The following is a 12,937-nucleotide window of genomic DNA, read 5'->3' on the forward strand; positions in this document are numbered from 1 at the left end:
GGTGCGCTGGCGAATGGGCATCACAGCTTGAAGATGCCGCCATAGGGTCTAACAATCCGCCTTGGACGTCCGGGCGATTGAGCCGCGAGGCGACAGGTCACCGGCGCCGGCTTCCAGGGACGGGCTTCCGTTCCCGCAGCGGAGGAGTTTGCCGATGAACGTGGAAGTCTCCCGACGCAGCTTCTTGAAAGCTGCGGGCGCGGGGGCGGCAGGGACGGCGCTGGGAGCCCTGGGCTTCGGCGAGGCGGAGGCGGCGATCCAGGCGCATGTGCGAGCCTTCAAGCTCGCGCGGACGACCGAGACCCGCAACACCTGTCCCTACTGCTCGGTCGCCTGCGGCGTGATCATCTATTCCAAGGGCGACCTTCGGAAGGGCGAGAAGGCCGAGATCACCCACATCGAGGGGGACGCGGACCACCCGACCAACCGCGGCACGCTCTGCCCCAAGGGCGCGGCGCTGAAGGACTTCGTCCATTCGAGGACTCGCCTGCTGCATCCGCGCGTGCGCAAGCCCGGCTCGGACAGGTTCGAGCAGGTGAGCTGGGACAATGCGCTCGACCGGATCGCGCGCCTGATGAAGGACGACCGCGACAGGAACTTCGTCGTCAAGAACAAGGACGGCGCCACCGTCAACCGCTGGACGACGGTCGGCTTCCTGGGCGCCTCGGCCACCACCAACGAGACCGCGTACCTGACCTACAAGGTCGTGCGCGGCGCGGGGATCCTGCCGTTCGATAACCAGGCGCGCGTTTGACACGGACCTACGGTGTCCAGTTTGGGCCCTACGTTCGGTCGCGGCGCGATGACCAACTCCTGGACCGACATCCGCAACACGGATCTGGTCGTCGTCATGGGCGGCAACGCCGCCGAGGCCCACCCCTGCGGGTTTAAGTGGGTCACGGAGGCCAAGGCCAATCGCGGCGCGAAGCTGATCGTGATCGATCCGCGCTACACCCGCACCGCCTCGGTGTCGGACCTCTACATGCCGATCCGGCAAGGGACGGACATCGCCTTCCTGCTCGGCGTGATCCGTTTCTGCATGGAGAACGGCAAGGTCCAGTGGGAGTACGTGAAGAACTTCACCAACGCGGCCTACGTCGTGAAGGAGGGCTTCGGCTACCAGGACGGTCTGTTCGCTGGCTACGACCCGGCCAAGCGGGCCTACGACCACTCGACCTGGGATTACGACATCGGACCTGACGGCTTCGCGGTCAGCGATCCGACACTGCAGAACCCGCGCTGCGTCTGGAACCTGCTGAAAGAGCACGTCGCCATCTACACGCCCGAGATGGTCGAGCGCATCTGCGGGACGCCGAAGGCCAAGTTCCTGAAGGCCGCGGCGATGATGGCCGAGACGTCCTCGCCGGCCAAGGCGATGACCTCGATGTACGCCCTGGGTTGGACCCAGCACAGCAAGGGCTGCCAGAACATCCGCGCCATGGCGATGCTCCAGCTGATCCTGGGCAACATCGGCATCCGCGGCGGCGGCATGAACGCGCTCAGGGGCCACTCCAACATCCAGGGCCTGACCGACCTGGGCCTGATGTCGGAGCTGATGCCGGGCTACCTCAACATGCCCAACGAGACGGAGGTCGACCTCAAGACCTACCTCTCCACACGCCAGTACAAGCCGCTCAAGCCCAACCAGACGAGCTACTGGCAGAACTATCCCAAGTTCGTCGTCAGCCTGCAGAAAGCCCTGTTCGGCGATGCGGCCACCCAGGACAACGACTGGGCCTACGACTACATCCCCAAGCTCGACAAGCCCTACTACGACGTCCTGCAGACCTTCGAGCTGATGCACCAGGGCAAGGTCACCGGCTATTTCTGCCAGGGGTTCAACCCCCTGCTGGCCTTCCCCAACCGCGCCAAGATCACCCAGTCCCTGTCCAACCTGAAGTGGCTGGTGACCATGGATCCCCTGGACACCGAGACCTCGCGCTTCTGGGAGAACCACGGCGACTACAACAACGTGGAAACCGCCAAGATCCAGACCGAGGTCATCCAGCTTCCCACCACCTGTTTCGCCGAGGAGGAAGGTTCGCTCACCAATTCGGGCCGTTGGCTGCAGTGGCACTGGCCGGCCGGCTCGCCGCCGGGCGAAGCCCAGCACGACAACTGGATCATGGCCCAGATCTTCGTCCGCCTGCGCGACCTCTATCGCAAGGAAGGCGGGGTGTTCCCCGACGCGATCCTCAACCTGACCTGGACCTACGCCAATCCCGGCGAGCCCCTGGCGGCGGAGCTGGCCCGCGAGATCAATGGCAGGGCCCTCGCCGACGTCCACGACCCGAAGGACAAGACCAAGGTCGTGACGCCCGCAGGCAAGCAGTTATTGAACTTCTCGCAGCTGCAGGACGACGGCACGACGGCCTGCGGCTGCTGGATCTATTCCGGCTGCTTCAACGAGGCCGGCAACAACATGGCCCTGCGCGACAACGTCGATCACGACGGCCTGGGGACCTATGCGGGCTGGTCGTGGTCGTGGCCGCTCAATCGGCGCATCCTCTACAACCGCGCCTCCGCCGATCTCGAGGGCAAGCCCTGGGATCCCAGCCGCAAGATCCTGGAATGGGACACCGGGCAGGCGAAGTGGGTCGGCGGCGACGTGCCCGACATCGCGCCGACCGCCAAGCCGCAGGAGGTCGGTCCCTTCATCATGAACGCCGAGGGCGTCTCCCGCCTGTTCGCGCGCGGCCTGATGAAGGAAGGCCCCTTCCCGATCCACTACGAGCCGTTCGAATCCCCGATCGACAATCCGATCAATCCGAAGATCAGGGGCAACCCGGCCGCGCGAGTGTTCGCCAACGACCTGGCCCAATTCGCCACGTCCGAGGAGTTCCCCTATGCCGCCACCAGCTACCGCCTGACCGAGCACTTCCACTACTGGACCAAGCATAACCGGGTGAACTCGGCCCTGCAGCCGGAGTTCTTCGTGGAGATCTCCGAGCAGCTCGCCAAGGAGAAGGGCGTCTCGGCCGGCGGCTGGGTGCGGGTCTGGTCCAAGCGCGGCTCGGTCAAGGCCAAGGCGGTGGTGACCAAGCGGATCAAGCCGCTGATCTGCGACGGCAAGACGGTCCACATCGTGGGCATACCGCTGCACTGGGGCTTCACCGGCGCGGCGCGAAAGGGCTTCGGCCCGAACTCGCTCACGCCCTTCGTTGGCGACGCCAACACCCAGACGCCGGAGTTCAAGGCGTTCCTGGTGAACCTCGAGCCGACGACCCCGCCGGAGGGACACTGACATGCTCGACAGCCCGCGCGACCCCGCCGTCAGCAATCCCCCCGTCCAGGGCTTCAAGGAGAACTTGGGCAAGGGCGACGTCGTCCGGCGTTCGGCGACGGCGTCCCTGCCGCCGCCGACCCGGAAGCTCGACGAGGTCGCCAAGCTGATCGACGTGTCCAAATGCATCGGCTGCAAGGCGTGCCAGTCCGCCTGCGTCGAGTGGAACGACACCCAGCCGGACATCGAGGAGAACGTCGGGGCGTACACCAACCCCCACGACCTCACTCCCGACATGTTCACCCTGATGCGGTTCGAGGAGTGGGAGAACCCCGCGACGAGCGACCTCGAATGGCTGATCCGCAAGGACGGCTGCATGCATTGCGAAGATCCGGGATGCCTCAAGGCCTGCCCGTCGCCCGGCGCGATCGTCCAGTATTCGAACGGCATCGTGGACATCGACCACGACGCCTGCATCGGCTGCGGCTACTGCGTGAAGGGTTGCCCCTTCGACATCCCCCGCGTCTCGAAGAAGGACCACAAGGCCTACAAGTGCACGCTCTGCTCCGACCGGGTCGCGGTCGGCCAGGGGCCGGCCTGCGCCAAGGCCTGCCCGACCCAGGCCATCGTGTTCGGGACCAAGACGGAGATGAAGGCGCACGCCGAGGAGCGGATCGCCGACCTCAAATCCCGCGGCTATGAGAACGCGGGCCTCTACGATCCGAAGGGCGTCGGCGGCACCCATGTGATGTACGTGCTGCACCACGCGGACAAGCCGCACATCTACAGCGGCCTGCCCGACGATCCGGCCATCTCGCCGGTGGTGACGGCCTGGAAGGGCGTCACCAAGTCGGCGGGTCTCCTGGCCATGGGATTGGCTGCGGCCGCCACCATCGCGCACGGGATCTTCGCCAAGCCCGACCGTGTGACGGCCGAAGACGAGGACGCGGGACGAGCGCTCGCCGAGGGTGACGGGACGGGAGGCCGCCCATGAGCCAACCCACGCTCGTCGAGCCCGGCGACGCCATCCGCCCCGGCGAGCCGCCGGTCGTCGAGCGCTATCGGGCCGGCGCCCGGATCAACCACTGGATCACCGCCCTGACCATGGTGCTGCTGATCCTGTCGGGCCTCGGCCTGTTCCATCCGGCGCTGTTCTTCCTGACCTCGCTGTTCGGCGGCGGACAGATCGCGCGCACGCTTCATCCGCTGTTCGGCCTGGTCCTGGCGGCGAGCTTCCTCTTGCTGTTCCTGCAGTTCTGGCGCGGCAACCTCTGGAAGCCGGAGGACGGCGCCTGGGTCGCCCACCTCGGCGACCTGGTCGCCGGCCACGACGAGAAGATGCCTGAGGTGGGCAAGTACAACGCCGGCCAGAAGTTCGTCTTCTGGTCGCTGGCGGCGCTGATCGTCGTGATGCTGACCACCGGCATCATGATCTGGGATCAGTTCTTCGAGGGGCTCACGCCGATCCCGGCGCAGCGCATCGCCCTTATCGTCCATGCCGTGTCGGCGGTTTTCGTGATCCTGGTGATCATCCTACACGTCTACGCGGCGATCTGGGTCCGCGGCAGCTTCGACGCCATGATCAAGGGTCACGTGACGGCGGGTTGGGCCTGGCGGCATCACCGCAAATGGTTTCGTCAGCTGGCTGAGCGTCGCGCGGCCGGAACGGATCGGCTATAGGAGCGGAGAACCGCAACCGTGGCCCGGCGGGCTCGGGAGACAGGATGTCCGATTCCCACAGCGTCGAGCCCGACCCATCGAGGATCGGCCGGGTCGGGACGGCTCCGTTCGTCTTCCTCCCCGATCCCGAAGAACTATTCGCCCGCCGCTCCGCGCGCCTGAGGGTGCTGGCCGCGTCCAGCGAGCTGGGTCCCTACCTCAACTTCCTGGCGGCGATCGCCGAGGCCCAGGCTGACATCGTCTCCGCCACGCCCGCGCCGGCTCCTCCGCCGGCCGAGGCGCTCGCCCGCGCTCGCGAATTCGCCATGCCGTCGCTCGACCGGGCGACCGCCGCGTCCGACGCCGGTCTGCGCGAGACCTGCCGCGCATTGTTCGCCGCCCTGGCCGCCGCGCCCAAGCCCGCCGCCGCCGAAGCCGCCCTCGCCCGCGTCCGTCAGGCCGATGACGCGGAGCTCGATCACCTGATCGCCGCGGCGCTCGGCGACGTGGCGCCGACGTCGGAGGTCGCCGAGCACATCCTTCTGACTGCGGCCCTGCAGATCCATTTCACACGCCTGGCCGCGCAGCTCGAACCGGACGCGCTCAAGCCTGTCGGTACGGGCGCCTGCCCCGCCTGCGGCGGGCCGCCGGCCGTCTCGATCATCTCCGGCCGGGCCGGCGCGGAGGGCGCGCGCTATGCGGCTTGCGCCCTGTGCTCGACCCTCTGGAACGAGGTGCGGGTGAAATGCCTCGCCTGCGGCTCGACCGAAGGCGTCGGCTACGAGGAGATCGAGGGCCACGCGGGGACCGTCAAGGCCGAGACCTGTGACACCTGCAGCGGCTATCTGAAGGTGCTCTACCAGGACAAGGACCCCGCGCTGGAGCCCATCGCCGACGACGTGGCGAGCCTCGCCCTCGACCAGCTGCTGCGCGGGAGCGACTACCGGCGGGCCGGCGTGGATCCCTATCTGGTGGGGTATTGAGGCGGTGGCGACCTCCGCGCCGCGAAGCCTTCGAAACCTGCCCTCCGTCGACCTGGTGCTGAACACGGCCGAGGCGGAGGCGCTGAGGGGTCGGTTCGGCCGCCCCGCCCTGACCGACGCCATCCGCGCCGAGCTCGACGAGGCTCGCGCCGCGTTCCGCGAAAGCGACGGCGGCCTCCCCGATGTCGGCCAGATCGCCGCCCGCGCGGGCGCGCGCCTGGAGCAGGCGAGCCAGCCGAGCCTGCGTCCGGTGTTCAATCTGACGGGCGTGGTGCTGCACACCAATCTCGGGCGCGCCATCCTCGCCGACGCCGCCGTCGAGGCCGCCATCGGAGCCATGCGCATGGCCGCCGCACTGGAGTTCGACGTCGCCTCCGGCAAGCGGGGCGAACGGGACGAGCACGTCCGCCAACTGCTGTGCGAATTGACCGGCGCCGAGGACGCCACGGTGGTCAACAACAACGCCGCCGCCGTCCTGCTCACGCTCAACAGCCTGAGCCGCGGGCGCGAAGCGATCGTTTCCCGCGGCGAGCTGATCGAGATCGGCGCCGCCTTCCGCCTGCCCGACATCATGGCCCGCGCCGGCGCCAGGCTGGCCGAGGTCGGCACGACCAACCGGACCCATCCGCGCGACTATACCGCGGCCCTCGGCCCGCGCTCCGGGGTGATCCTGAAGGTCCATACCTCCAACTACCGGATCGAGGGTTTCACCACCGGGGTCGGCGCGGCGACGCTTGCCGGGATCGCGCGGGAGGCCGGCGTTCCGCTGGTCCACGATCTGGGTTCGGGTGTGCTGGTCGACCTGTCGCGCTATGGCCTGGAGAAGGAGCCCACGGTGCGCGAGGCGATCGCCGCCGGCGCCGACCTCGTCACCTTTTCCGGCGACAAGCTGCTGGGCGGGCCGCAGGCGGGTTTCATCGTCGGCCGGCGCGACCTCCTCGCCCGGATCGGCCGCAACCCCATGAAGCGCGCGCTTCGCGTGGACAAGATCCGCCTCGCCGCCATCGAAGCGACCCTGAAGCTCTATCGCGACCCGGACCGCCTGGCCGAGCGCCTGCCAACCGTGCGTCTGCTCGCCCGCCCCGAGGCCGAAATCGCCGCCCAGGCGCGGGGCCTAGCCCCGGCCATCGCTGCGGCGCTGGGGGACCGCTACGCGGTCGAGGTCGCGTCCTGCCGCAGCGAGGTGGGCTCCGGCGCCCTTCCGCTCGAGACCCTGCCCAGCGCTGGCCTCGCCATCCACGGGCTGGGCCGCGGCGGCGGGCTCGAACGGCTGGCGGCGCGGTTTCGGGCGCTCTCGACGCCGGTGATCGGCCGGATCGACGGCGGCGCGCTGATGCTGGACCTGCGTTGTCTGGAGGACGAGGCCGCCTTCCGGTCGGTCCTCGCGGAGCTCGCCGGCGACCCGCCGGCCTGAGGCGGTCTCATGATCGTCGGCACCGCGGGCCACATCGACCACGGCAAGACCTCACTGGTGCGCGCCCTGACCGGCGTCGACACCGACCGGCTGAAGGAAGAGAAGGCCCGCGGCATCACCATAGAGCTCGGCTTCGCCTACCTGCCGGCCCCCGGCGGCGAGACGATCGGCTTCGTCGACGTGCCCGGCCACGAGCGGTTCGTCCGCACCATGGTCGCCGGATCGAGCGGCATCGACTTCGCCCTGCTGGCCGTGGCCGCCGACGACGGATGCAAGCCGCAGACCTTCGAGCATCTCGCCATCCTGGACATGCTGGGCGTCCGCCGCGGCCTGGTGGCGTTGACCAAGGCCGACGCGGTCCCGCCCGGGCGTGTCGCCGAGGTCATGGGCGACATGGCGGGGATCCTCGCCGACGGCCCCTTGGCGGACGCGCCGGTCCTGCCGGTCTCCGCCGTCACCGGCGAGGGGCTGGAGCCGTTGCGCGAATGGCTCTTCCGCGCCGCGGGGGACCCCATCCAGCGCCCCGTCGAGAGCCGCTTCCGCCTGGCGGTCGACCGCGTCTTCACCCTCGCGGGCGCGGGCGTCATCGTGACCGGCACGGCGCTGTCGGGCGAGGTCCGGGTCGGCGACCGGGTGTTGCTGAGCCCGCAGGGGCTTCCCGCACGGGTGCGGGCGCTCCACGTGCAGAACCGCCCAGCCCCGATCGGCCGGGCCGGCCAGCGTTGCGCCCTGAACCTTTCCGGCGAGGGTGTGACGACGGACGCCATCCACCGCGGCGACATGGCGCTGGACCCCGAGTTGCACGCGCCTGCCGACCGCATCGATGCCAGCCTGCGGCTGCTCCCCGGCGAAGGCGCGGCGCTGCGTCCGTGGTTCCCTGTCCGCCTGCACCACGCCGCCGCCGAGGTCGCCGCGCGGATCGTGAGGCTGGACGATGAGCCACTCTCCGCGGGTGGCTCCGCCATGGTGCAGCTCGTCCTCGAACGGCCGATTGCGGTAGCCTCAAGCGACCGGTTCGTCATCCGTGACGTGTCTGGCCAGCGCACGCTGGGCGGCGGGCGCTTCCTCGACCTGAGGGCCCCAGCCCGCAAGCGGCGGACGCCCGAGCGGATCGGTCAGCTTCAGGCCCTGACCTTGTCGAGCCCGGCCGAAGTCCTCGGCGCCCTCCTCGACGCCGCGCCGCACCACTGCGACTGGCGCGCCTTCCGCCGCGATCACGCTCTTTCCGAGGCCCAGGCGCACGCTCTCGCCCAGGAGCTTGCCCTTGTCGTCCTAGAGGCGGGCGACGACGCGGTGGCGCTGCTGCCGGCGCGCTGGGCGGCGCTGACCGCGGACATCATGGCCGCCCTCGCCGCCCTCCATGCCGAGCATCCCGATGTGCAGGGCCTGGGCCGCGAGCGCCTGCGCCTGATGCTGCAGCCGCGGCTGCCGGCGCCGGCCTTCGCGGCCGCCCTGCAGAGCCTGGCGCGCGGCCAGGGTATCGCGCTCGACGGCGCCTTCGTCCGTCTCGCCACCCACACCGTTCGCCTGACCGAGGCCGATGAAGCGCTGTGGGACGAGATCGCGCCGCGGCTCGGCGCCGCCGAGCGCTTTCGGCCGCCCCGCGTGCGGGACCTGGCCGAGGCGCTTGGCCGTCCTGAAGGCGACATCCGGCGGCTATGCAAGCTCTGCGCGCGCCTCGGCCGCGTCGACGAGGTGGCGCACGACCACTTCTTCCTCCGCGGAACGGTGCAGGAGATGGCGGACATCGTCGCCCGCTTGTCCGCCCAGTCGGCTGACGGCGTCTTCACCGCGGCGGCGTTCCGGGACCAGGTCGACAACGGCCGCAAGGTCGCCATCCAGATACTCGACTTCTTCGACCGGCATGGCGTGACCTTGCGGCGGGGCGACCAGCGGCGGGTGAACAAGCATCGCCTGGACCTGTTCGGGACCGCGGTCTAAGCACGATCTCGGAAGAGACCCGTCTCCGGTGGGGCGTCCGGACTTCAAATCCGGGTGGGGCAGCGAGCCTGTCCCTCGTGGGTTCGACTCCCACTCTCTTCCGCCAACTAGATACCCGCGTACCACTCGTAGCCGCGGTCTTCCCAATAGCCGCCGCCGCCGCCCTCGATGTGGTCCAGGCTGTTGGTCACCTCGATGCCCATGACGTACTTCGCCTGCTTGTAGCCGAGCTGGCGCTCAACCCGCAGGCGGATCGGCGCGCCGTGGGCGACGGCCAAGGGCTGGCCGTTCATGGTGTGGGCGAGGATGGTCTGCGGGTGGAAGGCGTCGAAGAGGTCGATGCTCTCGTAGTAGCGGCTGTCACCCAGGGTGTCGGCGCAGTGGAAGACCACATACCGGGCGTGCGGCTGCAGGCCGGCGGTGCGCAGCAGGCCGCTGAGCTGCGGCCCGGTCCACTGCCCGATGGCGCTCCAGCCCTCGACGCAATCGTGGCGGGTCGTCTGGGTGCGGGCCGGCAGGGCGCGAAGCTGGGCGAGGCTAAGGGCCAGCGGCCGCTGGACGAGGCCGGTGACGGTCAGCGCCCAGTTGGCGAACCGGCTCTGAACCAACGCCAGATAGGCCGGGTCTTGCGGCGCGATGGAGCCATTGGCCTTGAAGACGCGGGAGATCTCGGAGGTTTTGAACTCCCGCGCCAAGGGCTGGCCCGCCAGCAGCAGGCGCTGGGCGCTCATGTTCAGCTGATCGTCCCGATCGAGGAACTTCGCGGCTTCAGGCGCTTGGGAAAGCCGGTCGCAGCCGGCAAGCCACAGGCCGCCGAGCGCGGTTCCGCTGACGATGAGGCCGCGCCGAGAGAGGAGGGTCCTGCTCAATGGCCGTCTCCCGTCTTGATGCGGTAGCGGCCGGTGATCATCGAACCGACCTCGTTGACCACCCCGGCCAGGAACACCTCGGCGACGTGCACCAGCACGAAGAGGACGATCAGGTTGGCGCAGATCCAATGGACGGTCCGGGCCGATTGCCGGCCGCCGAACAGGTTGAGCAGCCAGGGCACGGCGGCGTCCACGCCCGGCGACATGGTCAGGCCCGTCAGCACCATCAGGACGATCAGCAGGATCACGCCCAGGTAGGCGAACTTCTGCAGCACGTTGTAGTGCTTGGCGGCCTCGCCGACCGGATGCTTCAGCTTCACGTGGTCGACGATGTCCATCCAGATGTGGCGGGGCTGGAGCTGCTTGCGCGTCGGCGCAAGGTCGCGCTTGAAGTGGCCGTTCAGCGTGTTGGACAACAGGTAGACCAGGCCGTTGATCACGAAGATCCAGGCCGTGAAGAAATGCCAGCGGCGGCCCGTGGCCAGGTCCCGGTTGGCCGGCAGCGTCAGCCAGCGGGGATAGGCGCGGACCTCCCCGTCGGAAACGCCGAGCACGCCGGTCGTCCGGAAGGTCAGCGGCCCGATGCGGGTGACGCCCTCCGGATGCTCTTTGCGCCAGTCGTCGGCGTCGATGGAGACGAAGGGGCGGTCGTATTCATCGCCCTTCTGGCCCCAGTACAGCATCGGATGGGCGCAGAAGATCTGCAGGCCGCTCAGCAGCAGCAAGGTGAGGCAGACGACGTTGATCCAGTGGGTGACGCGGACCACCACCGTGTGACGATAGATGACCTCGGCGTGGGGTTGGGAGCCGGTGGCGCCGTTGGTGCGCAGAACTGCATCGCTCACCGGTTGTCTCCCTCCCGCTCGCGGCCTTGAACTAACCACGATCCACTCGGCCCAGCGAGCGGCCGTTTAACCGGGTTCGCGACGAATTGCAGGTCGGTTACATCGCCATCTCGACATGGCATGGTGAGCCCATGGCGCAGCCCGACCCGCTAGAGGTTCATTTCCAACTGCGGCGCGGCGACGCCAACCGGGTCGGTATGGACCGCATTCGCCTGCTGAAGGCCATCGCCGAGCGCGGCTCGATCTCCAAGGCCGGCCAAACCGTCGGCATCAGCTTCCGCGCGGCCTGGAACTCGGTGCAGGCTCTGAACAACCTGTTCGACCGCCCCCTCGTCGTCACCCAGGTCGGGGGCGCGACCGGCGGCAGCGCGACCGTCACCGCCCTGGGCGCGGCGGTGATCGCGGGCTACGAGAAGCTGGACCGGAACCTCAACGCCTTGATGGCCGAATTGAATGAAAGCCTCTCGGGCGAGGCCGGGCTGTCCCCCAGCCAGGTCCTATGGAGCCTTGGCATGAAGACCAGCGCGCGGAACGCCCTTCGCGGCGTTGTCGAGACCGTCACCGACGGCGCCGTGAACGGCGAGGTCATATTGCGGATCAGCCCCGCGGTGACCCTCTGCGCGGTCATCACCCGATCAAGCATCGAAGACCTGGGCCTCGAGCCCGGCCGCGAGGCCGTGGCCCTGATCAAGTCGAGCTTCGTGATCCTGGCGCCGGCGGAAGAGTCCCTGCGGACCTCGGCGCGCAACCAGCTACAGGGTGTCGTGATCAGTCACCAGACCGGCGCCGTCAACGATGAGATCGTGCTGGAACTGGACCCCGGCAAAACCCTGACCGCGACCATCACCCGGGGCAGCGCGGAGGACCTGGGCTTCAAGGTGGGCGACAAGGTCCAGGCCCTGATCAAGGCCTCGCACGTCATTCTGGCGGTCGACTGAGCGCGGCTCTCCGAACGGAGCCGCTGACCGCGGCATGCCGCTCGGCGACGATCTCGCCAATTACGGAGACTGCGATCTCCCACGGCGCCTTGCCGCCCAGATCGATGCCGATCGGCGCCCGGAGCCTCTGCAGGGACGGTTCGTCGAGCCCGGCGGCGCGAAGCCGGTCCAGCCGGTCGACCACCCGCCGGCCCGCGCCCAGCACGCCGACGTAGCTGGCGTCCGACGGCAAGGCGGCCAACAACGCCGCCTGATCGATCTCCCAGTCGTGGGTCGCGACAGCTATCGCCGTCCAGCGATCCGGCGTCAGGGCTTCCAGAGCTTCGGCCGGGCTCGCCCGGCTGTAGGCGACGTTCGAAAGCGGCGGCGGCGCTGCGGGTCCCTGCGGTCGCACCAGGGTGGTTTCAAAGCCCGATTGCGACCCCAGCGCGGCGATCGCCAGGGCGACCGGATCGGAGCCGATCACCGCGAGCCTGGGGACTGGATCGTAGCGCAGCCTCAGCTCGAAGGGCTCGGCGCGAACCGCGCAGGGCGGCGCATCGACGTCTTCGGACGGCGCGATCCGTCGCGCATCACCGTCCGTGATCCATTGAACCGGCCGCCGCGTTCCAGCCGCGTTCAACAGGTCTTCGACGGCGCGGTCGTCGGGCGTCACCCGCTCCACCAGGATCTCGATGCGCGCGCCGCATAGGAGCTGGATGTCCTTCCACGGACTGCCGTCCCCATAGGCCAGGTGACGAGCCCGACCGTCCTCGATCGTCCGCGCCGCGTGGATGGCGATGTCGCCCTCGACGCACCCGCCCGACAGGAATCCCGACGCGACGCTGGGAGACAGCAACATCTGCGCGCCGGGCGGGCGCGGTCCGCCACCGATCACCGTATGCAAAGTCACCAGGGCCGCGACCTCACCTGCCGCCCTCGCCGCCCGCATCGCCGGCCGCATATCATCGGCCCAGCCGAAGGTCGGCCATTCGGGAAGCGTCAGCGGCATATCCTGCGCGTCGGCGGTGTTCGGATCGGTGTGACGCACGTCATGCAGGCTCATCGCAAATAGGATAGGCGGGA

The 12,937-nt window shown here is 69.0% G+C and carries 10 protein-coding genes and 1 tRNA gene; 8 read left to right on the top strand and 3 right to left on the bottom strand.

Annotated elements, in window-relative coordinates; translation table 11 throughout:
• Window positions 1-154 precede the first annotated feature (154 nt).
• The 7 genes from fdnG to E8A49_RS21040 all read left to right on the top strand — a co-directional run bounded on the left by fdnG (window position 155) and on the right by E8A49_RS21040 (window position 9,326).
• Window positions 155-3,244, top strand: coding sequence for a formate dehydrogenase-N subunit alpha (gene fdnG, locus E8A49_RS21010; RefSeq protein WP_293386188.1), 3,090 nt, complete (start codon window positions 155-157; stop codon window positions 3,242-3,244).
• A gap of 1 nt (window position 3,245) precedes the next feature.
• The gene (gene fdxH / locus E8A49_RS21015) at window positions 3,246-4,217 is read left to right on the top strand and encodes a formate dehydrogenase subunit beta (RefSeq protein WP_293386190.1); all 972 of its coding nucleotides are present in this window, start codon (window positions 3,246-3,248) and stop codon (window positions 4,215-4,217) included.
• The gene (locus E8A49_RS21020) at window positions 4,214-4,903 is read left to right on the top strand and encodes a formate dehydrogenase subunit gamma (RefSeq protein WP_293386192.1); all 690 of its coding nucleotides are present in this window, start codon (window positions 4,214-4,216) and stop codon (window positions 4,901-4,903) included. Before fdxH ends, E8A49_RS21020 begins: the two co-directional genes overlap by 4 nt.
• A gap of 44 nt (window positions 4,904-4,947) precedes the next feature.
• The gene (gene fdhE, locus E8A49_RS21025) at window positions 4,948-5,865 is read left to right on the top strand and encodes a formate dehydrogenase accessory protein FdhE (protein ID WP_293386194.1); all 918 of its coding nucleotides are present in this window, start codon (window positions 4,948-4,950) and stop codon (window positions 5,863-5,865) included.
• A gap of 4 nt (window positions 5,866-5,869) precedes the next feature.
• The gene (gene selA, locus E8A49_RS21030) at window positions 5,870-7,279 is read left to right on the top strand and encodes an L-seryl-tRNA(Sec) selenium transferase (RefSeq protein WP_293386196.1); all 1,410 of its coding nucleotides are present in this window, start codon (window positions 5,870-5,872) and stop codon (window positions 7,277-7,279) included.
• Window positions 7,280-7,288: 9 nt separating this feature from the next.
• Window positions 7,289-9,220 (top strand): selenocysteine-specific translation elongation factor, encoded by a 1,932-nt coding sequence (selB, locus tag E8A49_RS21035; protein ID WP_293386198.1) that lies wholly within the window; start codon window positions 7,289-7,291, stop codon window positions 9,218-9,220.
• A gap of 10 nt (window positions 9,221-9,230) precedes the next feature.
• Window positions 9,231-9,326 (top strand) — tRNA-Sec (locus tag E8A49_RS21040).
• Window position 9,327: 1 nt separating this feature from the next.
• Here E8A49_RS21040 and E8A49_RS21045 read toward each other — a convergent pair.
• Together E8A49_RS21045 and E8A49_RS21050 are read right to left on the bottom strand one after the other, a co-directional pair.
• Window positions 9,328-10,089 carry a molybdopterin-dependent oxidoreductase gene (locus E8A49_RS21045; RefSeq protein WP_293386200.1) on the bottom strand — a complete coding sequence of 254 codons (762 nt, stop codon included), beginning with the start codon at window positions 10,087-10,089 and terminating at the stop codon, window positions 9,328-9,330.
• A complete protein-coding gene (locus tag E8A49_RS21050) occupies window positions 10,086-10,934 on the bottom strand; it encodes a cytochrome b/b6 domain-containing protein (protein ID WP_293386202.1) in 849 nt (282 codons plus the stop codon). Before E8A49_RS21050 ends, E8A49_RS21045 begins: the two co-directional genes overlap by 4 nt.
• Window positions 10,935-11,065: 131 nt before the next feature.
• Between E8A49_RS21050 and E8A49_RS21055 the strand changes: the two genes are divergently transcribed.
• On the top strand, window positions 11,066-11,872 hold the full coding sequence (locus E8A49_RS21055) for a TOBE domain-containing protein (protein WP_293386204.1): 807 nt from the start codon (window positions 11,066-11,068) through the stop codon (window positions 11,870-11,872).
• On the opposite strand, the gene E8A49_RS21060 is transcribed toward E8A49_RS21055, so the two are convergent.
• Window positions 11,853-12,917: an XdhC family protein gene (locus E8A49_RS21060; protein ID WP_293386206.1), complete on the bottom strand. Its 1,065-nt coding sequence runs from the start codon at window positions 12,915-12,917 to the stop codon at window positions 11,853-11,855. The two genes, E8A49_RS21055 and E8A49_RS21060, sit on opposite strands and share 20 nt — an antisense overlap.
• Window positions 12,918-12,937 lie beyond the last annotated feature (20 nt).

It is taken from the genome of Phenylobacterium sp., from assembly GCF_004799515.1.
In the GTDB taxonomy this organism is placed as follows: Bacteria; Pseudomonadota; Alphaproteobacteria; order Caulobacterales; family Caulobacteraceae; genus Phenylobacterium.